The organism is Roseateles sp. P4_D2 (genome assembly GCF_056401875.1).
In genome coordinates this window covers 364,252-385,270 of the sequence record NZ_JBFUIM010000003.1, presented here as the reverse complement: position 1 = coordinate 385,270, position 21,019 = coordinate 364,252, and the positions used below count along the sequence as shown (strand labels likewise).

Annotated in this window: 19 protein-coding genes; 7 read left to right on the top strand and 12 right to left on the bottom strand. The window is 66.9% G+C overall.

Annotation, left to right across the window (positions count from 1 at the left end):
• Nucleotides 1-378 precede the first annotated feature (378 nt).
• The gene (locus AC1DW0_RS07540; RefSeq protein ID WP_477945278.1) at nt 379-1,692 is read right to left on the bottom strand and encodes an MFS transporter; all 1,314 of its coding nucleotides are present in this window, start codon (nt 1,690-1,692) and stop codon (nt 379-381) included.
• A gap of 72 nt (nt 1,693-1,764) precedes the next feature.
• Between AC1DW0_RS07540 and AC1DW0_RS07535 the strand changes: the two genes are divergently transcribed.
• Nucleotides 1,765-2,655, top strand: a complete 891-nt coding sequence (locus AC1DW0_RS07535) for a LysR family transcriptional regulator (RefSeq protein ID WP_477945277.1) — start codon at nt 1,765-1,767, stop codon at nt 2,653-2,655.
• 60 nt (nt 2,656-2,715) lie between these two features.
• On the opposite strand, the gene AC1DW0_RS07530 is transcribed toward AC1DW0_RS07535, so the two are convergent.
• From AC1DW0_RS07530 to AC1DW0_RS07515, 4 genes are all read right to left on the bottom strand, one after another.
• Complete coding sequence (locus AC1DW0_RS07530; RefSeq protein ID WP_477945276.1) at nt 2,716-3,120, bottom strand: PIN domain-containing protein; 405 nt, start codon at nt 3,118-3,120, stop codon at nt 2,716-2,718.
• A gap of 3 nt (nt 3,121-3,123) precedes the next feature.
• Nucleotides 3,124-3,345 carry an AbrB/MazE/SpoVT family DNA-binding domain-containing protein gene (locus AC1DW0_RS07525; RefSeq protein WP_056196972.1) on the bottom strand — a complete coding sequence of 74 codons (222 nt, stop codon included), beginning with the start codon at nt 3,343-3,345 and terminating at the stop codon, nt 3,124-3,126.
• A 103-nt stretch (nt 3,346-3,448) separates the two neighbouring features.
• A complete protein-coding gene (locus tag AC1DW0_RS07520) occupies nt 3,449-6,691 on the bottom strand; it encodes an efflux RND transporter permease subunit (RefSeq protein ID WP_477945275.1) in 3,243 nt (1,080 codons plus the stop codon).
• A 10-nt stretch (nt 6,692-6,701) separates the two neighbouring features.
• The gene (locus tag AC1DW0_RS07515; RefSeq protein WP_477945274.1) at nt 6,702-7,865 is read right to left on the bottom strand and encodes an efflux RND transporter periplasmic adaptor subunit; all 1,164 of its coding nucleotides are present in this window, start codon (nt 7,863-7,865) and stop codon (nt 6,702-6,704) included.
• 486 nt (nt 7,866-8,351) lie between these two features.
• Between AC1DW0_RS07515 and AC1DW0_RS07510 the strand changes: the two genes are divergently transcribed.
• Entirely contained in the window at nt 8,352-9,374 is a 1,023-nt protein-coding gene (locus AC1DW0_RS07510; RefSeq protein WP_457323166.1) for a PEP-CTERM sorting domain-containing protein, read from the top strand.
• Between the two features lie 87 nt (nt 9,375-9,461).
• On the opposite strand, the gene aroC is transcribed toward AC1DW0_RS07510, so the two are convergent.
• Together aroC and AC1DW0_RS07500 are read right to left on the bottom strand one after the other, a co-directional pair.
• A complete protein-coding gene (aroC, locus tag AC1DW0_RS07505; protein WP_056196966.1) occupies nt 9,462-10,559 on the bottom strand; it encodes a chorismate synthase in 1,098 nt (365 codons plus the stop codon).
• A 75-nt stretch (nt 10,560-10,634) separates the two neighbouring features.
• Nucleotides 10,635-11,102, bottom strand: coding sequence for a CBS domain-containing protein (locus AC1DW0_RS07500; protein ID WP_056196964.1), 468 nt, complete (start codon nt 11,100-11,102; stop codon nt 10,635-10,637).
• A gap of 72 nt (nt 11,103-11,174) precedes the next feature.
• On the opposite strand from AC1DW0_RS07500, the gene AC1DW0_RS07495 reads away from it, so the two are divergent.
• Both AC1DW0_RS07495 and AC1DW0_RS07490 read left to right on the top strand, forming a co-directional pair.
• Nucleotides 11,175-12,467 carry an O-acetylhomoserine aminocarboxypropyltransferase gene (locus tag AC1DW0_RS07495; protein WP_056196962.1) on the top strand — a complete coding sequence of 431 codons (1,293 nt, stop codon included), beginning with the start codon at nt 11,175-11,177 and terminating at the stop codon, nt 12,465-12,467.
• On the top strand, nt 12,464-13,261 hold the full coding sequence (locus tag AC1DW0_RS07490; protein ID WP_056196960.1) for an alpha/beta fold hydrolase: 798 nt from the start codon (nt 12,464-12,466) through the stop codon (nt 13,259-13,261). Before AC1DW0_RS07495 ends, AC1DW0_RS07490 begins: the two co-directional genes overlap by 4 nt.
• On the opposite strand, the gene AC1DW0_RS07485 is transcribed toward AC1DW0_RS07490, so the two are convergent.
• Nucleotides 13,246-14,703, bottom strand: a complete 1,458-nt coding sequence (locus AC1DW0_RS07485) for a flavin-containing monooxygenase (RefSeq protein ID WP_056196958.1) — start codon at nt 14,701-14,703, stop codon at nt 13,246-13,248. The genes AC1DW0_RS07490 and AC1DW0_RS07485 overlap by 16 nt on opposite strands.
• Nucleotides 14,704-14,786: 83 nt before the next feature.
• Here AC1DW0_RS07485 and AC1DW0_RS07480 point away from each other — a divergent pair, with 83 nt between their 5' ends.
• The gene (locus AC1DW0_RS07480) at nt 14,787-15,095 is read left to right on the top strand and encodes an Mpo1-like protein (RefSeq protein WP_056196956.1); all 309 of its coding nucleotides are present in this window, start codon (nt 14,787-14,789) and stop codon (nt 15,093-15,095) included.
• Here the strand turns inward: AC1DW0_RS07480 and AC1DW0_RS07475 are convergent.
• The 3 genes from AC1DW0_RS07475 to kbl are packed head-to-tail and all read right to left on the bottom strand — an operon-like array spanning nt 15,092 to nt 18,072.
• A complete protein-coding gene (locus AC1DW0_RS07475) occupies nt 15,092-15,886 on the bottom strand; it encodes a MipA/OmpV family protein (RefSeq protein ID WP_162247778.1) in 795 nt (264 codons plus the stop codon). The two genes, AC1DW0_RS07480 and AC1DW0_RS07475, sit on opposite strands and share 4 nt — an antisense overlap.
• A 48-nt stretch (nt 15,887-15,934) precedes the next feature.
• Complete coding sequence (locus AC1DW0_RS07470) at nt 15,935-16,879, bottom strand: NAD-dependent epimerase/dehydratase family protein (RefSeq protein WP_056196951.1); 945 nt, start codon at nt 16,877-16,879, stop codon at nt 15,935-15,937.
• Nucleotides 16,876-18,072, bottom strand: coding sequence for a glycine C-acetyltransferase (gene kbl, locus AC1DW0_RS07465; protein WP_477945273.1), 1,197 nt, complete (start codon nt 18,070-18,072; stop codon nt 16,876-16,878). Before kbl ends, AC1DW0_RS07470 begins: the two co-directional genes overlap by 4 nt.
• Nucleotides 18,073-18,165: 93 nt before the next feature.
• Here kbl and AC1DW0_RS07460 point away from each other — a divergent pair, with 93 nt between their 5' ends.
• Nucleotides 18,166-18,735, top strand: coding sequence for a helix-turn-helix domain-containing protein (locus tag AC1DW0_RS07460; protein WP_457354065.1), 570 nt, complete (start codon nt 18,166-18,168; stop codon nt 18,733-18,735).
• Nucleotides 18,736-18,766: 31 nt separating this feature from the next.
• Nucleotides 18,767-19,720 carry a Bug family tripartite tricarboxylate transporter substrate binding protein gene (locus AC1DW0_RS07455; RefSeq protein ID WP_457354067.1) on the top strand — a complete coding sequence of 318 codons (954 nt, stop codon included), beginning with the start codon at nt 18,767-18,769 and terminating at the stop codon, nt 19,718-19,720.
• Here AC1DW0_RS07455 and AC1DW0_RS07450 read toward each other — a convergent pair.
• On the bottom strand, nt 19,692-21,008 hold the full coding sequence (locus AC1DW0_RS07450; RefSeq protein WP_082532621.1) for a YihY family inner membrane protein: 1,317 nt from the start codon (nt 21,006-21,008) through the stop codon (nt 19,692-19,694). The two genes, AC1DW0_RS07455 and AC1DW0_RS07450, sit on opposite strands and share 29 nt — an antisense overlap.
• Between the last annotated feature and the right edge of the window lie 11 nt (nt 21,009-21,019).

The window sequence follows — 21,019 nt, the reverse complement described above, 5'->3', positions numbered from 1 at the left end:
ACGCCGGTATTAGCCGGTTCAAGTTCACGGGTTTGGTCAGGGCTTGTTAACACGACGGCAACGGGCCGCGTTGTGGCCAGAAAGGCCGCGAGCAAGGCGCAAAGCGGAGCCGGGTTGGGCACCCGGCGAGCATTTGCAACGCCGCGCGCGGCCTTTCTGGCCACAACCCGAAGGGAAGGCCATCTGCCAGGGGTCACTCCGCGTTGCACCGCTTGCCCGCATATCAATGCGGGCGGCGCGCTGCGCCTTGATTGGCCCCTGGCAGATGGCCTTCGCGGCCCATTGCCGTCGTGTTAACAAGCCCAGGATGACCATCTCAGCGTCTGGGCTCGGCTTTCGCCAGGCCCGGGCACCCCGGAGCGGGGGCGATTGTGCTTGTCAATTCGCGCGTCTGGCAAGCCCGAGGGCGACGGCAACCAAAGCTGTCGCGATGACGAAGCTCAAGCGCAGCCCGCCGGCGGCGAAAACGGCGCCCATCGCCGAGGCGCCGGTGATGAGGCCGAGATTGCGCGACAGCGTCAGCAGGCCGCTGATGACGCCGCGCTGTTCGGCCGGCACCTCGGCCATGACCCCTGTGTTGTTGGCGGCCTGGAAGAGTGCATAGCCGGGCGTGACGATTGCGAGCGGGCCCACGTAGGCGATGGCGCCAAGCGACGCGGGCAGCAGCGCGATGAGTGTGCAGCCGACCGCCATGGCGGCGAGGCCCAGTTGGCTCGTTCGCCGTGTGCCGAAGCGATCCACCAGCCGGCCGGCCGGAATGCCGCTGCCGGCCGAAAGGAGGGGACCGACGGACATCAGCACGCCCACCGTGGCGGCGCCAAGGCCGAGCGCGCCGCTGAGGTGGAAGGGGCCAACGACCAGGGTGGCCATCATGACGGCAGACACCAGGGCGTTCATCGCCAGGGCTGCGCTCAGGGCGGGGTCGCGCAGCCGGTCCAGCCGCACGAGGGGCGATGCAGCGCGCGTCTCGGTGCGCAGGAATAGCAGCAGGCCCACCGCGGCGACCGCCAGCAGGCCAGGATGCCATGTCATCGCAAGGGCATAGGCCGCCAGCGTCAGCGCCAGCCACCCCGTGCCGGGCAGATCGAAGCCGGCAGCGCCCTGCCCTCGGTCAGCCGGCAGATACCGCAAGACCAGCGCAATGGCCAGCAAGCCCAGGGGCAGGTTGACGGCAAACACGGCCTGCCAGCCCAAAGCACCGATCAGCGCGCCGCCCAACGTCGGGCCAAGGGCTGTGCCGACTGCCGACATCGTGCCCAGCAGCCCCATCGCGCTACCCGTGCGCGCCTTGGGCAGCGCCGCGCCCACCATCGCCATCGTCAAGGCCATCATGGCGGCAGCGCCCACGCCTTGCAGTGCCCGGGCGGCGATCAGCAGCGGCAGCGTGGGTGCCAGCGCGCAGAGCGTCGACGCGGCCGTGAACAGCGCGATGCCGGCCAGCAGCAGGCGGCGTCGGCCGATCAGGTCACCCAGCCGGCCGGCACTGACGATGAGGGTCGTGATCGCCAGCAGATAGGCCAGCACGACCCATTGCGCCTCGGCGAAGCCGGCACCGAAGGCGCTAGCCAGCGTGGGCAGCGCGACATTGGCGCTGCTGACGGCCAGCGAAGGCAGCAGGGTGCAAAGGGCCAGGCCGACAAGCACGCCTGTGACAGGCGTTGCGGCGGGTTGAGCGACGGTCGAGGTGTTCATGCCCCGACCTTAGGCATTTGCTGGGCATGGCGGAAGACGCATCATCTGCACTTCATCAATGCGCGAGACGCCATGTCAGACCCTGACCTGAACCTGCTGCTGACGCTGGACGCCCTGCTGGCCGAGGGCAGCGTCGCTGGCGCTGCAAGGCGTCTCAGGCTGAGCCCGTCGGCGATGAGCCGGTCGCTGGCGCGGTTGCGCGAGGCGACGGGCGACCCGCTGCTCGTGCGGGCCGGGCGTGGCCTGGTGGCGTCACCTAGGGCGCTGGAATTGCGCGAGCGCGTCAGACCGCTGCTGCATGAGGCGCAGGCCACGTTGAGGCCGGCGGCGGCGTTGCGGCTGGACAAACTGGAGCGAGAGTTCACGCTGCGAACGCGCGAAGGGTTTGTCGAGAACTTCGGCGCAGCCCTGCTAGCGCGCGTGAGTTCGGAAGCGCCGAGCGTGCGGCTGCGCTTCGTCCCCAAGCCCGACCGTGACAGCACGCCGCTGCGTGATGGCAGCGTCGACCTGGAGACGGGCATCGTCACTGCGTCCAGCGGGCCGGAACTGCGCGCGCAGGCGCTGTTTCGCGATCGCTTTGTGGCCGTCGTGCGCCAAGGCCATGGACTGGCGAGCGGCAAGCTGACGGCGAAGCGCTACGCGGCGGGCCGACATGTCGCCATCTCCCGGCGCGGGGCGGCGGCGGGGCCGGTCGACGAGGCGTTGTCCGCCCTGGGCCTTGCTCGCGACATCGTCGTCACGGTGGCAGGGTTCTCGGAAGCACTGGCGTTGGCGCGCGGCACAGACCTGATTGCAACGGTGCCCGAGCGGCACACCGGGCATTTGCGCGATGGCCTGCTGACTGTCGGTCTGCCACTGGCGCTGGAGCCGTTCACCGTCTCGCTGCTTTGGCATCCCCGGATGGATGCGGATGCGGCGCATCGGTGGTTGCGGGGCTGTGTGCGAGAGGTCTGCGCGGCTTGATTGACGGCACGTCGCCCTCGAGTGCACAAGCCTCTGCGCCCACGACCGGCTGAGCCGGCGTCAGCCCTTGGCCAGCAGTTGCGCGCCATCCACCCGGGCGGCGCCTTTGTCGAAAGTCCACAGCGGCGGCTCGCCGGCCTGGGCGGCCAGCGCGATGTGCAGGCAGTCGGCGAAGTCCGCCGGGCCTTTGCGGAAAAGCTGCAGCGCCACCTCCAGCGCGCGCTCCGATTCGATGCTCAGCTCGGCCGCCGAGAACAGCGATGACAGGGCGTGCAGCACGCTGTCCTTGTCGAAGCCATAGCTCTTGCGCAGCACCCATTCGAGCTCCAGCACGACGGTGACGGGCACGAAGAGCGTGGCGCCTTCACCCGTCAGCCGCGCCATCAGCTGGCGCACAGCCGCAGCCTGCGCGGCGTCGTCCTGCACGAGGTAGCGCACCAGGACGTTGGTATCGAGCGCGGGCATGCCTCAGCGCCAGGGGTTCATTTCATCGATGCCGATGCGCTTGCCCTTGGGGGCCTTGAGCATGCCGGCCATGTCGAGGATGGACTTGCTCTTGACCCGCACGATCAGGGTGCCATCGGGCATGGCCGACCACACCAGGCGCGTGCCAGGCTTGGCATCCACGAGCGCCCGGATTTCTGCGGGCATGGTGGTCTGGCCCTTGGCAGTGACGGTGGATTCGGACATGGCAACTCCTTACTATCGGCGCAATTGTAATTCGCAGAAGCAAAAAGGGCCGACCACTTGACGTGACCGGCCCAAGCGCAGAAGCGCTCGAGGGATCTCTTGCTTATTCCTTGTCCGCCGGCATCGCGCCCGGCATGCCATGCAGCGGCATCAACGAGGCGCCGCCCTGCTCTGCCGTCTTCTTGGCGGGCTTCTTCTCCCGCACCAGATAGCTGTACAGCACCGGCACCACCACCAGCGTCAGCAGCGTCGACGTGATGACGCCGCCGATGATGGCGCGGCCCATGGGCGCCTGGATTTCGCCGCCGTCGTTCAGCGCGATGGCCATCGGCAGCATGCCGAAAATCATGGCCGCCGTCGTCATGATGATGGGGCGCATGCGGATCAGGCCGGCCTCGCGCAACGCTTCGGCGACGGTCGCACCCGCCTTGCGGGCATGGTTGGCGAAGTCGACGAGAAGAATCGCGTTCTTCGTCACCAGGCCCATCAGCATCACCAGGCCGATCATCGAGAACACATTCAGCGTCGAGCGCCACAGCAGCAGGGCCAGCATCACGCCGATGAGGGCGAGCGGCAGTGAAGCCATGATGGCGATGGGCTGCAGGAAGCTGCCGAACTGGCTGGCCAGCACGATGTAGATGAAGATGCCGGCCAGCGCCATCGCCGCCAGCAGGCCGTTGAAGGCCTCGGCCTGCTGCTTGCCGGCGCCGTCCACCTTGAAGCTGGTGCCCGGGGGCAGCTGGGTGGCCTTGATCAGCTTCTGCACATCGGCATTCACGTCGCCGCCCGGGCGGCCCTGGACGCCGGCGAACACGGCCTCGCGGCGCTGCAGGTTCTCGCGGCGGATCACCTCGGGATTGAACACCGGTTCGATGGTCGCGACCTGGTCCAGCGCGATGGGCGCGCCGTCCTTGGAGAAGGCCACCGGCAGCTTGCTCATCTGCTCGATGCGCTCGCGCTGTTCGCGCGGCAGGCGCAGCAGCACCTCGACCTGGTTGCCATCCGGCGTCGTCCAGTAGGTCGCGATCTCGCCGTTCACGTAGGCACGCAGGCTGGAGGCGATCTGCGGGGCGGTCAGGCCCAGTTCGCGGATGGCCGAATCCTTCAGGCGCACGGCAAAGGCCGGCAGGCCGGGCTTGACGGTTGTGTCCACGTCGACGGCGCCGGGGATCTTCTTGATCTTCTCGACCAGGTCGGTGGCGGCCTGGGTCAGCACTTCGGGGTCGCTGCCCAGGATGGTGATCCAGATCGGGCGGTTGAAGCCGACACTGACCTCGATGCCGGGGATCTTGGCAATGTCGGCGCGGATGGCGTCCTCGATCTCCTTTTGCGTGCGCTTGCGTTCGCTGCGCTCGGTCAGCGTGATATTCAGCGCCGCCTGGTTGCGGCCGGTGGACAGGCCTTCGCCGGTGCTGCCAACCACGGTCGAGACGGTCTTGATCTCGGGGTAGTTCTTGAGGATCTCCTCGATCTGGGCGACCTTGGCGCTGCCGCGCTCGATGCTGCTGGCCACCGGCATGCGCAGGTTGACCTGCGTGAAGCCGTTGTCCGTCTCAGGCACGAATTCGCTGCCGACCATGGGCGCCAGGGCCAGTGCGGCGACGAAGCTGGCGAAGGCACCCCACATGACGAGGCCACGCGGCGTCAGCGTCGCGAAGCGGAACACGCGCTTCGCGGCCTTGTCGCGCTTGCCGTCCGCGCTGAACGGATGGCCATAGGCGGGAATGGGCGGCACGAAGACGCGGTAGCGACGGCCGGAGAAGGCCCAGTCGATCGTCCTGGCATAGAGGTCGTGCAGGCGGTCCATGCTCCAGTCGGTCGCGCGGATGAGATGACCGATGACAGGCCAGTGCTTGATGCGCGTGCCCGGCGGGTCTGGCCAGACCGACGACAGCATCGGATCGAGCGTGAAGCTGACGAACAGGCTGACCAGTACCGCCACCGCGACGGTGATGCCGAAGGGGTAGAAGAACTTGCCGATGATGCCGCCCATGAAGGCGACGGGCACAAACACCGCGCAGATGGCGAAGGTCGTCGCCATGACGGCCAGGCCGATCTCGTTGGTGCCGTCGAACGACGCCTGGCGGTGGTCCTTGCCCATGGCCACATGGCGCACGATGTTCTCGCGCACGACGATGGCGTCGTCGATCAGCAGGCCGATGCACAGGCTCAAGGCCATCATCGTCATGAAGTTCAGCGTGAAGCCGAAGGCCTGCACGGCGATGAAGCTGGAGATGACGGCGATGGGCAGCGTGAGGCCGGTGATGATGGTCGAGCGCCAGCTGTGCAGGAACAGGAAGACGATGGCCACCGTCAGCAGCGCGCCTTCAATCAGCGTGTGCTGCAGGCCGGTCAGCGAGCCCTTGACGAAGTCGCTGGCGGCGTAGATGAGGCGCAGCTCGACGTCCTTGGGCAGCGTCTTGCGCAGCTCGTCCATCGCCTCCTTCACGGACTCGCCGGTCTTGACGATGTTGGCGTCCTGCTGCTTGAAGATGTTGAAGCTGACGGCCGGCTGGCCGTTGATGCGGGCGATGCTGTCCTGCTCGCGCTCGCGCTCGACCAAGGTGCCGAGGTCGTTCAGCGTGAGCGCCAGGTTGCCGCGGCGGGCAACGATCATGTTGCCGAAAGCCTTCGGGTCCTTCACGCGACCTTCCACGCGCAGGATGGCGTCGGAGGTGGAGTCGGACAGCAGGCCCACCGGCTGATCGGCGTTGGCCTCAGCCAGCGCCTTGGCAATCTCGGCCGGCGTCACGCTGTAGGCGCGCAGCCGCATCGGGTCGAGGTCGATACGCACCTCGCGGGTGGTCAGGCCGCCCACGTCCACCTTGGCCACGCCTTCCACACGACCCAGGCGCTTGGAGACGATCAGGTCGGCCATCATGGACAGCTCGCGCGAGCCGCGTGTGGGGCTCAGCAGCGCCATGACGACGACGGGCTGCGAGTTGTCGTTTTCGAAGCGCTGCACCGTCGGCGGCTTGGCGTCACGCGGGAATCGGGCCTGCGCGGCGGCGACGCGGTCGCGCAGGTCCTGCATCGCGCGGCCCATGTCGGCGTTCAGCGAGAACTCGACGCTGGCCTGCACACGGCCCTCGAAGCTGCGCGACTGGATGCGTTCCACGCCGGCAATCGTGTTCAGCGCCTCTTCAAGCGGTTTGGCGATCTCGCGCTCGACGGCCTCGGGCGAGGCGCCGGGGTAGCGCACGTCCACCTGCGCGCCGGGGAAGGAAATGTCGGGCATCTGCTCGACGCCCAGCCTGGAGTAGGAAAACAGGCCCAGCACGCACAGGGCCACCATCACCATGGTCGCGAAGACCGGGTTCTGGATGGAAACGCGGGTCATCCACATGATGGCGTCCTCACTGTTGCGCCGCAGCCGAGGCTGCGCTGGCGACCTTGGCCGCCTTGGTGGCAACGATGCTGGCCTTGTCGCCCTCACGCAGGTTGTCAAAGCGCGCCGCCAGCACCTGGGCTTCGGGCTTGAGGCCGTTCAACACCTCCACGCGGCCTTCGCGGGCGTCGCTGCGGCCGGTCGTCACGATCCGGCGCACCAGGGCGCCGCTCTCGATCATCCAGATCTGTTCCTGGCCGGCATTGCGGCTGATGGCGGCGATGGGCACGGTCAGGCGCTGGGTGTCGTCCTGCAGCACCACCTTGGCGACGGCGTACTGGCCGGCGCGGTAGGCCTCCTTGGGGTTGGCCAGCACCAGCGTCACGCCGATGGAACGCGTGCCCGGCTCGGCGCTCGGCGCGATGCGGTCGATCTTGGCCTCGACCGGCTCTTCCACGCCCTCGACCTTCACCTGCACCGTCATGCCCGGCTTCAGGCGGCTGACTTCATGCGTGCCGACCAGGCCGGCCAGTTCCAGCTTGGACAGGTCGACGATGGTCAGGATCTGCTGTTCGGCCGCTACTTTCTCGCCGGGCACCACATGGCGCTTGGAGACGACGCCGTTGATGGGCGCCACCAGCGCGGCCTGGCGCATCGTCACCTGGCTGGTGTCGAGCTGGGCCTTGGCGGCGTTCCAGTTGGCGCGGGCCGACTCATAGGCGGCGCGAGAGTTGTCCAGCGCGGTCTGGGCAATGAAGTTCTTGGCAGCCAGGCCTTCGTTGGCCTTGAAGCTGCGCTCGGCCTGCTCCATCTGGGCTCGCATGGCCTCGACGCTGGCGCCGCGCTCGGCGATGCGATAGCGAAGCTCTTCCAGGTCGACCTGGCCGAGAGCCTGGCCCGCCTTCACGCGGCTGCCTTCGCCGACAGCGAGGTTGAGCAGCGTGCCGTTGGACTTGGCGCGAACCATGGCCGTGCCCGGCGCCACCAGCGGCCCGCTGAATTCGATCTGGGCCGGCATGGCGGTCAGCGTCGGCTTGACGACTTCGCTGGGCACGAACTCCAGCACGGCCTTGGCCTTCTCGTCACCCGGCTTGTTGGGGCCATCCCCCTTGCTCGCCATGACGGCCACCCCGGCACCGCCCACCAACAACACGGCTGCGACGACGCTACCGATCTTCCAAGACTTGCGCATGGCTCCCCCAATCACTCTCTGATTTCACGACCTTTACAGTCTAGAAACCGGCGGCAAGCCGCGCAGCGGGCTTGTGACGAAACGCGGTTTGCGAGGGCTGAGCTGCACCGGCCGGCGATCAGGCTGGAATCCCGGCGGACGAGTTGCGGATCACGAGAGGCGGCCTGCATCAAATCCGCTGCGCAGCGTCATGACGAGGTCATAGCGACACCAATTGCCGGCGAGCGGCCATCGCCGCTGCTGCTGCCAGCGCCGACCAGTCCAATGCGCTGCCACCTCTCGACATCAATTCGAATGAAAACGTTCCCCGCGTTCTGGGGATCAGCGCAGCAGGCCCCGACATCACGAAGCCTACAGTGCAGTTCGCTCGCATCTTGGCTCGGTCGATTTCACTTTGAGCTTCACCTCGGTGAGTGCCCCGAGTTTGAACAGCCGACACAGTGGGTGTTGGATGTATTCGGGTTCAAATCAATAGGGGTGAGAACGATGTCCCAACTTCAGATGTTCCGCACAAGGTCTACGTTAAGCCCGGGCGCCACGTGGATTTTCAATGCCGTGATTTGCCTGGCTGCGATGGGGCCGGCGATTTCCGCAAGTGCTTCGGAAGTCAAGGTCACTGTTTTTGCAAACTACACGGCCGAAGATGGCAGCAATGGCGGCGTCGGCCCCATCACTCATTCTTCAGTGAATGGCTCGGTGTCTGAAAAGATCAGCAGCGTATGGTCAGGCTCGGGCGGCTCGAGCGGCGCTACCGCAGACTACGGTGTACTCAAATCTTCAGCCATTGCCAGCGCGAGCCGTGGCAACATTTTCAATGGATTCGCGTCGGTGGGAAAGGCATATGCCGCCGCACACTGGAGTGACTCCGTCACAGTGGCTGGCGCAGGCTTGTCCGGCACCGGCTGGGCCAATATTCGTTTCTTCGTCGATCCCGCCTCAGGCAGCCTTCTCAACAGCGGCACGGCTGGTTTGGGGGGAAGCTTTGCTGGAACGGCTGCGGCTGACTTCGTTTTCAGCGCGGGTGGCGCCACTGTATTCAGCTTCAATGTTCAGGCGGCATTGACTCATCTGGGCACCGATCCAACATATACATTCACCCGCGTCAATGGCCTCGACTACACCGGGGATCTACGCGGATTCTGGGAGCTGAGCATTCCCGTTACGTTTGGTCAGGCGTTCGCCCTGGACGCCGGCATCGACACGACGGCTTATACGCTGGCGGGATCAAACTCCTCGGTCGATTCGTTCGCCAATTTCGGAAATTCAATATATTGGGCCGGCATTACGTCCATTACTTTGGCGAATGGATCGACAACGACGGCGTTTTCGGCGCTGGGAAATACTGCTCACGACTGGAAGGTGTCAGCAGTTCCAGTCCCTGAGCCCAGCAGCGGATGGCTGCTGTGTTTCGGTCTGGGGACGCTCGCGGTGTTTCTTGCTTTCCGCAAGAAGGTTGTCCAGCCGCACAGCCCAAACCCGAACGCTGTCGGGCTTGAATCGCTGACCTGATTTAGCAACTCAGTTCAGCTGTAGTCCACGGCATTGCTCGCCCGTTGCGGGCTTTGCCCGTCGTCAGCCCGACGCGCTCGCCTCAACCTATCGTTGTGCCGGGATGGCATCGACCGGCAGCACGACATCTCCACACTGCGCCCTGTGACGAAGGGCATGGTCCATCAGCACCAGGGCCAGCATGGCCTCGGCGATGGGCGTGGCGCGGATGCCCACGCAGGGGTCGTGGCGGCCAAAGGTTTCCACCACGGAAGGATTGCCCGCGCGGTCGATGCTCGCCTTGGGCGAACGGATCGAGCTGGTCGGCTTGATCGCGATGCTGGCGACGATGTCCTGGCCGGTGGAGATGCCGCCCAGCATGCCGCCCGAGTTGTTGCTGGCAAATCCCAGCGGTGTCAGCTCATCGCCATGCTCGGTGCCCTTCTGTGCGACAACGCCGAAGCCAGCGCCGATCTCGACGCCCTTGACGGCGTTGATGCCCATCAGCGCGTAGGCGATGTCGGCGTCGAGCTTGTCGAACAGCGGCTCGCCCAGGCCGACCGGCACGCCGGTGGCTTCCACGCGGATGCGTGCGCCAACCGAGTCGCCGGCCTTGCGCAAGGCGTCCATGTAGTCCTCCAGCGCGGCGATCTTGCTGGCGTTGGCGGCAAAGAAGGGGTTCTGGCCGACGTGCTGCCAGCCTTCGAAAGGAATCTCGATCTCGCCGAGCTGGGTCATGCAGCCGCGGAATTCGGTGCCATAAGCCTCCCGCAGCCATTTGCGGGCCACTGCGCCGGCGCCGACCATGGGCGCCGTCAACCGCGCCGACGCGCGGCCGCCGCCGCGCGGGTCGCGCACACCGTATTTGCGCCAATAGGTGTAGTCAGCGTGGCCGGGGCGGAAGGTGTCGAGGATGTTGCCGTAATCCTTGCTGCGCTGGTCGGTGTTCTCGATCAGCAGGCAGATTGGCGTGCCGGTCGTCACGCCCTCATAGACGCCGGACAGGATCTTGACCGCATCGGGCTCGTTGCGCTGGGTCACGTGGCGGCTGGTGCCGGGGCGGCGGCGGTCCAGCTCGGGCTGGATGTCGGCCTCGCTGAGCGTCATGCCCGGCGGGCAGCCGTCGATGACGCAGCCGATGGCCGGACCGTGGCTTTCGCCGAAATTGGTGACGCGAAAGAGTTCGCCGAGGGTGCTACCGGACATGCCGCCATTCTAGGAGCCGTCCAAATGAAAAGCGGCCTGCAAAGGCCGCCTTCATGGACAACGAACCAAGTCGGCTCAGCCGGCCTTGGCAGGGTCCTCGATGGGCTCCTCGACCGGCCAGTCGCGGATATAGGCCTTGAGCATGCGGTTCTCGAAGTCCTGGCTGTCCACCACCGCCTTGGCCACGTCGTAGAAAGAGATGACGCCCATCAGCGTCTTGCCGTTCATCACCGGCATATAGCGCGCGTGGCGGCCCAGCATCATGCGGCGCACCTCGTCGATCTCTGTCTCGGGCGTGCAGGTCAGCGGCGCGTCGTCCATCACCGTGCGGACGATGGTCGTGCCCACCGTGCCCTGGTTCTTCACGATGGCCTGGATGACCTCGCGGAAGGTCAGCATGCCGACCAGGTCGCCATGCTCCATGACGACCAGCGAACCGATGTCGCGCTCTGCCATGACGGCCAGCGAATCCTTCAGCGGCTCGTCAGGCGTGACAGTGAACAAGGTGCCACCTTTGACACGCAGGATATCGACGACTTTCATAGGGGCCTCCATGCGAAAACTGCCAGTCAACATAGCACACAATGCCCGCGACTCCACCCCATAGAAAACACCATGCCGGGCTTCGACACCCTAGCTTTGCATGCCGGCGCCACGCCCGATCCGGGCACCGGCGCGCGGGCGACGCCGCTGCACCTCAGCACCTCCTTCGTCTTCGAGAACAGCGAGCACGCGGCGTCGCTGTTCAACATGGAGCGTTCGGGGCACGTCTACAGCCGGCTCTCCAACCCGACGACGGCGGTTTTCGAGGAGCGCATGGCGGCGCTGGACGGCGGCATCGGCGCGATCGCCACGGCCAGCGGCCAGGCGGCCCTGCACCTGGCCATCTGCACGCTGATGGGCGCCGGTGGGCACATCGTCGCCAGCACGGCGCTGTATGGTGGCAGCCACAACCTGCTGCACTACACGCTGCGCCGTTTCGGCATCGAGACGACCTTCGTCAACCCACGCGACCTGGACGCCTGGCGCGCCGCCATCCGGCCCGAGACGCGGCTGTTGTTTGGCGAGAGCCTGGGCAACCCGGGGCTGGACGTGCTGGACATCCCGGCCGTGTCGGCACTGGCGCACGAGGCCGGCCTGCCTCTGCTGGTGGACGCCACCTTCACGACACCCTACCTGCAGCGCCCGGCCGAACTGGGCGCCGATCTCGTCTACCACTCGGCCACCAAGTTTCTCTGCGGCCATGGCACGGTGGTTGGCGGCGTGCTGGTGGATGCGGGCTCCTTCGACTGGCAGGCCGCGCATGATCGCCACGGGCGATTCGAGACCTTGTGCGAGCCGTATGACGGCTTCCACGGCATGGTGTTCGCTGAGGAAAGCACCGTCGGCGCCTTCCTGCTGCGCGCCCGCCGGGAGGGGCTGCGCGACTTTGGCGCCTGCATGAGCCCGCACACGGCCTGGCTGATGCTGCAAGGACTGGAGACGTTGCCGCTGCGCATGGCCCGGCATGTGGCCAATGCGCAGGCGGTGGCCGAGTTCCTGCAGGCACACGACCTCGTCGAGAAGGTGGCCTACCCCGGCCTGGCCTCCCACCCCGACCATGCGCTGGCGCGAAAGCTCATGCCACGCGGCGCTGGCGCGGTGTTCTCCTTCGACTTGAAGGGAACGCGGGAACAGGGCCGCGCCTTCATCGAGGCGCTCAAGCTCTTCTCCCACCTGGCCAACGTTGGCGACGCCAAGTCCCTGGTCATCCACCCCGCCAGCACAACCCACTTCCGCATGGATGACGCGGCGCTCAGGAGTGCCGGCATAGGCCCGGGCACCATCCGCCTGTCCGTCGGGCTGGAAGACCCGGCCGACCTCATCGACGACCTGAAGCGCGCGCTCAAGATGGCAGGCAAGGCATGAAGTTCATCGTCGACAACCAAGAGGCCTATGCGTACACGGGCGGCAAGGCGTTAGACCCCGCCCTGCCCTGCGTCGTCTTCATCCATGGCGCACAGAACGACCACAGCGTCTGGACCCTGCTGGCGCGCTGGTGTGCCCACCACGGCTACGGCGTGCTCGCCGTCGACCTGCCGGGCCATGGCCGCAGCGCTGGCACGCCTTTGAAGAGCGTCGAGGACATCGCCTCCTGGCTGCACCGTCTGCTCGACGCGGCCGGCGTGCAAAAGGCCACCCTCGTCGGCCACAGCATGGGCTCGCTGATCGCACTCGAAGCGGCCGAACGAGCGTCCACTCTCGTCATGGTCGGCACGGCCTACCCGATGAAGGTCTCGGAGGCTCTTTTGACGACGGCGCGCGACAAGCCCGAGGCCGCGATGGCCATGGTCACGGCCTTTTCGCATTCGCTGGCCAGCGCCAAGCCGGGCTACCCGGGCCCGGGCGCCTGGCTGCGCGGCGGCTCGATGGCGCTGATGCGCCGGCTGCAGGGGCGCCAGACGGAAGTCAATCTGTTCGAGAACGACTTCCAGGTCTGCGACCGCTATGCCGGCGGCGAGGCCGCGGCCGCTCGCGTGGCCTGCCCGGTGCATTTCATCCTCGGCGCGCTGGACCAGATGACGTCGCCCAAGCAGAACGCCGTGCTCGGCGGCCTGCTCAAGCCGCGCATCCATACCGTGCCAGCCGGCCACGCGCTGATGGCCGAAGCACCGGACGCCGTGCTGGCCGCGCTGAGGGCGGCGCTTCAGCCCAGCTCGTAGGCTGCTTCGTCGGGCCGCCGCACGGCCCGGGCGTATTCGCCGGTGAAGCCCGGCCAGATCGCGATGATGCGGCCGCTGTCGTTGCGGTACCAGGAACTGCACCGGCTCCAGACCGAGCCGGCGAGCCTTTGCTGGACGTTGGCGTCCTGGGCTGCAAACGCTTCAGGGCGCACGTCTATCCATCGCTTGCCTGATTGCTTGACTCTGCGCATGCAGGCCAGCGCGTGCTGGACCTGGGGCTCGATGAAAAGCAGCGTCGAGGTATGGCCTGTGCCGGTGTTGGGGCCGAGCGTCAGGAAGAGGTTGGGAAAGCCCGGGACCGTCAGGCCGAAGTAGGCGCTGGGATTGACGCGCCAGGTCTCTTCCAGCGTGCGCCCGTCGAGACCTGTGATGGGCAGCTCCGCCAGGAGTTGCGTCGTGTCGAAGCCGGTGGCACAGACCAGTGCGTCCAACTGGTGCTCCCGGCCGTCCAGGGTCAGCACGCCTCTTTCCGTCACGCCGGTGATGGCCTCCGTGACCAGCTCCGACTGCGGCAGCGCCAGCGCATGGAAGTAGTCGTTGGAGTAGATGATGCGCTTGCATCCCAGCGGATAGCGGGGTGTCAGTCGTTCGCGCAGCACAGCATCGGGCACATGGCGCCGCAGATGGCCGCGGGCCGTGGCCACTATGGCGCGCCGGGCCAGCGTGCCCTCGTCGAAGCCGCGCCGCCCCAGCTCCAGGAACTGCACCCAGGCATGGCGGGCCAGCGCGGCATAGGGCGGGAAGCGGGCCAGCCAGCGGTCGAGTGCGCCATAGCGCCGGTCCAGCCGCGGCATCACCCAGTTGGGCGTGCGCTGGAACAGCGTGAGCCGTGCCGCCGTGGGTGCCAGCGCCGGCACAAGCTGAGACGCCGTGGAGCCCGTGCCGATGACGCCGATGCGCTTGCCGCCCAAGTCCGCGTCGGCCGGCCAACGCGCCGAGTGCAGCAACTGCCCTTTGAAGGAGGCCAGATCGGGGATGTCGGGCCAGCGCGGCCGGCTCAGCGGGCCGGTGCTGCAGACGAAGAAGCGCGCGCTCAAGGCGCTGCCATCGTCCAGGCTCAGCTCCCAGCGGCCGGCCTGTGCGTCGAAGCGCGCCTCGGTGATGGCCACGCCCAGACGCATGCGTGCCGCCAGGCCGTGCTGCTCGGCCAGGCGCTGCTGGTAGCGGTGAATCTCGGGCGCGTCGGCGAAGCGGTGCGTCCAATGAGGGTTGGGCGCAAAGCTGAAGCTGTAGGCCGGTGCCGGCACATCGACCTGGGCGCCGGGGTAGCGGTTGTCCCACCAGGTGCCGCCCAGCCCATGAGACTTCTCGACGATGAGGTAGTCATCGACGCCCGCGCGCTGCAGCTGGATGGCCATGCACAGCCCGGACATGCCCGCACCGAGGATGACAACCTCCAACTCGGTGGGCATGGCGCGCATCGGCGCATTATTGCGAGGGCATCCCCGCTTGCCGCTCGGGCGCAACCCGCGCTTGAATCAGGGCCTGCCAGCACTGACCCTCCATGAGCACCGAACGCTTCTCTCGCTTCGCCGATTTCTATCCCTTCTACCTCAGCGAGCACGGCAACGCCATCTGCCGCCGGCTGCACTTCGTCGGTTCGACCCTGGTGCTGGTCTGCCTGTGGCAGCTGTTCAGGACGGGCGCGCTGGTGTGGCTGCTTTACGGCCTGCTGTGTGGCTATGGCTTCGCCTGGGTCGGGCATTTCTTCTTCGAGAAGAACCGGCCGGCGACCTTCAAATATCCGCTTTACAGCTTCATCGGCGACTGGGTCATGTACGCCGACATCTGGCGCGGTCGCGTGAAGCTTTAGTTGCGCCAGGCCAGGCCGATGCCCACCGACGAGCCGGTGCGTTTCTCGACCAGCGGGCTGTCGGCGACGGGACCGAGGAGGCGGCTCGCGCCGGCATTGCCGTAGACGAGCCAATGCTTGGTCAGCGGCCGGATGAAGCCGACACCCACGTGCACATCGCGCAGGCCGGCACCGGGTTCGTAGGCGGGTTTGCCACTGGCCGCGACGGCCGACTCGGGCACGCCGAAATAGCTGCGCAGGTTTCGAGCGCTGGCGGCCGAGATGCCGAAGCCGCTGGTCCACTCCAGCGTCGGGCTGCGGTAGAACCGCCAGCCCAGGTCCGCGCCCAGCGTCGTGCCGCCTTGCCGGCCGAGCAGGTCCTGCGAAAGCGTTGCGCCGATGGTCAGGTCCTTGGTGAGGCTGTAGTTGGTATAGAAGCGCGCCCTCAGCGTGCGCCGGACGTCGGGCAGGCCCCGCGTGGTGCTGGCGTCGCCGCTGCTGCGGCCGCTGTCCATGCGCAGTGACACACCCACGCGCAGCTTGTCTGTGTCAATGAACTGGGTACTGGCACCGCCGGCCGCCTCCTCACGCCCGAAGCCCATCAGGCTGCCCGCGCCGGAAGTGCTGATGCGCACTCGGCCGAGCTTAAATGCCCACAAGGGCTTGATCTTGATGTCACGGCTGCTCGCGCCGTCGTACTCCGGCTGCGAGGCCACCGCGGCCCCCAGCAGATAGCGAGCTGACGGACTTTCCACCTCGGGCTGCTCGGCCTGGGCCAACGTCGCCACGGACAGAGCCAGGAGGGTAGTCAACGCGACTCTCATAGAGGCTAGCGTACCAGCCAGACCTGGCACCGCCTGTCAGCCAACGTGTAGTTCGCGTGTCAGCTCAGTCAGCATGTCGTCAACCATGGCATCCAGGTCGTACTGCAGCTTCCAGCCCCAATCGGCCTGGGCGGCTGCGTCGTCAATGCGTTGTGGCCAACTGGCTGCAATGGCCTGGCGGAAGTCTGGCACGCAGTCCATCGTGAACTCGGGCAGGCGGCGGCGGATGGAGGCGGCGATGCCTGCCGGCGTGAAGCTGACGCCGGCGAGGTTGTAGCTGCCGCGCTGCCTGACCTGGTCGGCCGGTGCGTTCATCAGCTCGATGGTGGCGCGCAGCGCATCGGGCATGTACATCATCGGCAGGGCCTGGTCCTCTTTCAGGAAGCAGGTGTAGCGGCCTTCCTTGATCGCCGAATGGAAGATCTCCACGGCGTAGTCCGTCGTGCCGCCGCCGGGCGGCGTCTTCCAGCTGATGAGGCCGGGGTAGCGCAGGCTGCGCACGTCCACGCCGTGCTTGGCGTGGTACCAGTCGCACCAGCGTTCGCCGGCGAGCTTGGAGATGCCATAGACCGTCGTCGGGTCCATGACGGTCGTCTGCGGCGTGTCGATGGCTGGCGTGTTGGGGCCGAAGGCCGCGATCGAACTGGGCCAGAAGATCTTGTCCAGCTTCTCGTGGCGGGCCAGCTCCAGCACATTGAGCAGGCCCTTCATGTTCAGGTCCCAGGCCCACATCGGGTGCTTCTCGCCGTTGGCCGACAGCGCCGCGGCCAGGTGGTAGATCTGCGTGATGTGGTGGCGCTTGACGACCGTGGCCAGGCCCCCCGCGTCGGTCACATCCAGCGCCTCGTGCTGGAGGCTGGGCACGCGGCCCTTGGGGCTGAGGTCGCTGGTGACGACGGCTTCGTTGCCATGCAGTTTCGCCAGTTCGGTCGCCAGTTCGGTGCCGATCTGGCCGTTCGCTCCAATGATGAGGATCTTCATTTGACGATGCCCAGTTCACGGCCAGCCTGCGTGAAGGCGGCGACGGCCTTCTCCAGGTGTTCGCGCTCATGCACGGCCGAGACCTGCACGCGGATGCGCGCCTGACCCTTGGGCACGACGGGGAAGAAGAAGCCGACGGCATAGATGCCCAGCTCCAGGATGCGCTTGCTGAGCTCCTGCGCCTTCACCGCGTCGTAGACCATGATGGGCACGATGGGGTGGGTGCCGGGCTTGATCTCGAAGCCGGCGGCCTGGATCGCCTCGCGGAACCAGGCGGTGTTGGCTTCGAGCTTGTCGCGCAGCGCCGTGGAGCCTTCCAGCAGGTCCAGCACGGCCAGCGACGCGCCGGCGATGCTGGGGGCCAGCGTATTGCTGAACAGATAGGGGCGCGAGCGCTGGCGCAACAGCTCGACGACTTCCTTGCGCGCGGCCGTGAAGCCACCGCTGGCGCCGCCCAGGGCCTTGCCGAAGGTGCCCGTGATGATGTCGATCTTGCCAAACACACCGCGATGCTCGGCGGTGCCACGGCCGGTCTTGCCCATGAAGCCTGACGCATGGCATTCGTCGATGCCCAGCAGCGCGCCATAGCTGTCGCACAGCGCGCGGATCTTGTCGAGCTGGGCGATGGTGCCGTCCATCGAGAACACGCCGTCGGTGAACACCAGCGTGAAACGGGCGCCCTTCTCTTTCGCTTCCTTCAGGCAGCGCTCGAGGTCGTCGAGGTTGTTGTGCTCGTAGCGGTAGCGCTGCGCCTTGCACAGACGGATGCCGTCGATGATGGAAGCGTGGTTGAGGGCGTCGCTGATGATGGCGTCCTGCTCACCCAGCAGCGGCTCGAACAGGCCGCCGTTGGCGTCGAAGGCGGCGGCGTAGAGGATGGCGTCCTCGCAGCCGACGAAGCGGGCGATGCGGCCCTCCAATTCCTTGTGCAGGTCCTGCGTGCCGCAGATGAAGCGCACCGAAGACAGCCCGAAGCCATGCGTGCGCAGGGCTTCATGCGCGGCCTCGATGACCTTGGGATGCGACGACAAGCCCAGGTAGTTGTTGGCGCAAAGGTTGATGACTTCGCGGCCGTCGGCCGTCTTCACGACGGCGCCCTGGGGCGTCGTGATGATGCGCTCGGACTTGAACAGCCCGGCGGCGCGGATGCTGTCCAACTCGGTCTGCAGGTGTTGATAGAAGGCCTGGCTCATGGCGCTGCTCCTGATGCACAATCCGGTTTAGTGAACTTGTTCGATATATCGAACTTTTGTGCAGTATCTGAAAATCATCTATCCAGGTCAAGCATGAACATGGACAACACCGAACCGCCCCGCGTCGGCGCCGCCCTGCAGGCGCTGCGCAGCAGCCGTGGCCTGTCGTTGGATGATCTCTCCAAGCGGGCCGGCGTGAGTAAGTCGATGTTGTCGCAGATCGAGCGCAACCAGGCCAATCCCACGGTGGCCGTGGTGTGGCGGCTGGCAAATGCGCTGGGCGTGGACATGGGTGAGTTGCTGGGCGGCGAGCGCGCAGCGACGCCTGCCATCGAGACCGTGCCGGCCCACGCGACGCCGGGCCTGACCAGCCCGGACGGGCTTTGCAAGCTGCGCATCCTCGGCCCCATCGAGCTGGCGGGCCAGTTCGAGTGGTACGAGCTGAATATCCAACCCGGCGGCGTGCTGGACAGCCAGGCCCACGAGCCGGGTTCGCGCGAGCACCTGAGCGTGCTGACGGGCAGCCTGGAGGTCAGCGCCCAGGGCATGACCAACAGGCTCAAGGCCGGCGAGACGGCGCGTTATGCGGTGGACGGCCCGCATGCCATCCGCAACGTGGGCAAGTCGGCGGCGACCGCACTTTTGGTGGTGCTCCACCCGTAGACTCCGGCGGGTTCAACCAAGGAGCCCGCCGATGCTGCAACGTCGTTCCGCCCTGGCCGCGCTGGCCGCCCTGCCCTTTGCCGCCCGCGCCGATGACAAGCCCATTCGCCTCCTCGTCGGCTTTCCGGCCGGCGGCGGCACCGACGCGATTGCGCGATTGCTGGGTGAGGCCTTGCAGGCGTCATTGGGCACGCCGGTCATCGTCGAGAACAAGCCCGGCGCCGGCGGCCAGATCGCGGCCCAGGCGCTGAAGGCCGCGGCACCCGACGGTACGACCTTCTTCGTCAGCCACGACCACACCATCTCCATCCTGCCGCTGGTGCTGAAGAACCCGGGTTTCGACCCGGCCAAGGACTTCGTGCCGGTGGCGGGCTTTGCGACCTTTGCCAACGCGCTGGCGCTGTCAGGCGGCACGCCGGCTTCAAGCCTGCCTGAATACCTGGCCTGGGTGAAGAAGCAAGGTGGCCAGGGCAGCGTGGGCGTGCCGGCCCCGGCCTCGGTGCCGGAATTCCTCGTCAAGCTGCTCGGCGAGAAGAATGGCCTGAACCTGCTGGCCGTGCCCTACCGCGGCAGCGCGCCGATGATTGCCGACATGCTGGGCAACCAGATCAGCGCCGGCGTCGGCTCGGTACCCGACCTCATCACCAACCACCAGCAGAAGAAGCTGCGCATCGTCGCCGTCATGGGCCAGCAGCGCCAGGGCGTGTTGCCGGAGGTGCCGACCTTTGCGGAACTGGGCGTCGCGGGCTTCGAGGATCTGCCCTATTACGGCCTGTTCGCACCGGCGGGCACCGCGCCGGCCGTCGTCGAGCGCTTCTCGAATGCGCTGGCCGGCGTCATCAATCAGCCGGTCGTGAAGGCGCGATTGACCGAGCTCGGCCTGTCGGTGGCCATGATGAGCTCGGCCCAGCTCGCCACCCGCGAGCGCGCCTACTCGGCGGCCTGGGCCAAGATCATCAAGGTCGGGGGCTTCCAGCCTCAGTGAGCAGCAGGCGGTCGAGGGTCAATTTCGACCATTCACCCTGCGCCCACAGATTGGCCAGCAGCCCCTGGCGCTCGGCCAGGAAGGCGCTCAGCAGAGGTTCGGCCAGCGCCTTCTCGGGCGTGCACAGCAGCACCAGGCGCTGGGCGCCCTCTTCTTCCAGCCGGCCGATCCAGTCCAGGGCCAGCAGCTTGTCGATGACGGGGCTGAGCTGCAACGGGTCGACGCGCAGCGCGCTGGCCAGGGCCAGATAGGACAGGCCCTGCTGGCCGGCCTCGCGCACGCGCCAGAGTTCGCGCAGCACCTCCAGCGCCAGCGCCATGGGCTGGCCGGGCGAGTCGGGGCGCAGATGCAGCCGACCCGTCAGGCTGGGCGTGTTGGCCGCCAGGATGGCGCCCAGCAGCACGATGACCCAGCCCAGGTAGATCCAGATCAGGAAGATGGGCACGGTCGCGAAGGCGCCGTACAGCGTCGAATAGGTCGGCACCTGCTTCACATACCAGGCCAGCAGACCCTTGGCCAGCGAGAAGCCCAGCGACACGAAGGCGCCGCCGATGAGGGCATGGCGCCAGCGCACATGGGTGTTGGGCACGTAATGGAAGAGCCCGGCCATCGCCAGGCCGAACAGCACCACGTCGGCGCTGCCCAGGACCGTGGACATGCTCGCCGGCATGGCCGTGAGATAACCCTGGCCGACGCTGATGGCATAGCTGGTCAGCGTCAGGCTGCCGCCGAGCAGCAGCGGGCCCAGCGTCAACGCGGCCCAGTAGACCAGCACGCGCTGGGCCATGGGCCGCGGGCGCTTCACGCGCCAGATCGCATTCAGCGTGCGGTCGATGGTGAGCATCAGCGCCAGCGCCGTGATGCCCAGAAAGATCAGGCCGACCACGCCGAGCTTGTTGGCCTTGGCCGCGAACTGCGTGAGGGACGCCAGCACCGGCTTGGCGATATTGGGTGGGATCAAGCTCTTCAGGAAGTACTGCTCCAGCGCGGACTGGAAGCTGGAGAACATCGGGAAGGCCGTGAAGATGGCCAGCATCACGGTCAGCAGCGGCACCAGCGAGATCAGCGTCGTGAAGGTCAGGCTGCCGGCAGTCAGGCCGAGCTTCTCCTCGCGGAAACGCTGGCGGAAGGTGTGCAGGGTCTGCAACCAGGGCCAGGCCAGCAGCTCGGTGATGAAGTCGCTGGCGAAGGCGATGGGGTTGTGGGCCAGCGGTGCGTCCGGGTTGTCGGCATTGGCGGGCGCGGCGGGCGGAACGGGCGGGATCGGCGGAATCGGCGTCAAGGACATGGCTTCTATGA

Coding starts and splice junctions, on each gene's coding strand:
- AC1DW0_RS07450 (WP_082532621.1), bottom strand. CDS start 21,008: ATGTCCTTGACGCCGATTCCGCCGATCCCGCCCGTTCCGCCCGCCGCG.
- AC1DW0_RS07470 (WP_056196951.1), bottom strand. CDS start 16,879: ATGAAGATCCTCATCATTGGAGCGAACGGCCAGATCGGCACCGAACTG.
- aroC (WP_056196966.1), bottom strand. CDS start 10,559: ATGTCCGGTAGCACCCTCGGCGAACTCTTTCGCGTCACCAATTTCGGC.
- AC1DW0_RS07500 (WP_056196964.1), bottom strand. CDS start 11,102: ATGAAAGTCGTCGATATCCTGCGTGTCAAAGGTGGCACCTTGTTCACT.
- AC1DW0_RS07495 (WP_056196962.1), top strand. CDS start 11,175: ATGCCGGGCTTCGACACCCTAGCTTTGCATGCCGGCGCCACGCCCGAT.
- AC1DW0_RS07490 (WP_056196960.1), top strand. CDS start 12,464: ATGAAGTTCATCGTCGACAACCAAGAGGCCTATGCGTACACGGGCGGC.
- AC1DW0_RS07460 (WP_457354065.1), top strand. CDS start 18,166: ATGAACATGGACAACACCGAACCGCCCCGCGTCGGCGCCGCCCTGCAG.
- AC1DW0_RS07480 (WP_056196956.1), top strand. CDS start 14,787: ATGAGCACCGAACGCTTCTCTCGCTTCGCCGATTTCTATCCCTTCTAC.
- AC1DW0_RS07520 (WP_477945275.1), bottom strand. CDS start 6,691: ATGTGGATGACCCGCGTTTCCATCCAGAACCCGGTCTTCGCGACCATG.
- AC1DW0_RS07515 (WP_477945274.1), bottom strand. CDS start 7,865: ATGCGCAAGTCTTGGAAGATCGGTAGCGTCGTCGCAGCCGTGTTGTTG.
- AC1DW0_RS07525 (WP_056196972.1), bottom strand. CDS start 3,345: ATGTCCGAATCCACCGTCACTGCCAAGGGCCAGACCACCATGCCCGCA.
- AC1DW0_RS07540 (WP_477945278.1), bottom strand. CDS start 1,692: ATGAACACCTCGACCGTCGCTCAACCCGCCGCAACGCCTGTCACAGGC.
- AC1DW0_RS07455 (WP_457354067.1), top strand. CDS start 18,767: ATGCTGCAACGTCGTTCCGCCCTGGCCGCGCTGGCCGCCCTGCCCTTT.
- AC1DW0_RS07510 (WP_457323166.1), top strand. CDS start 8,352: ATGTCCCAACTTCAGATGTTCCGCACAAGGTCTACGTTAAGCCCGGGC.
- AC1DW0_RS07530 (WP_477945276.1), bottom strand. CDS start 3,120: ATGCCCGCGCTCGATACCAACGTCCTGGTGCGCTACCTCGTGCAGGAC.
- kbl (WP_477945273.1), bottom strand. CDS start 18,072: ATGAGCCAGGCCTTCTATCAACACCTGCAGACCGAGTTGGACAGCATC.
- AC1DW0_RS07485 (WP_056196958.1), bottom strand. CDS start 14,703: ATGCGCGCCATGCCCACCGAGTTGGAGGTTGTCATCCTCGGTGCGGGC.
- AC1DW0_RS07535 (WP_477945277.1), top strand. CDS start 1,765: ATGTCAGACCCTGACCTGAACCTGCTGCTGACGCTGGACGCCCTGCTG.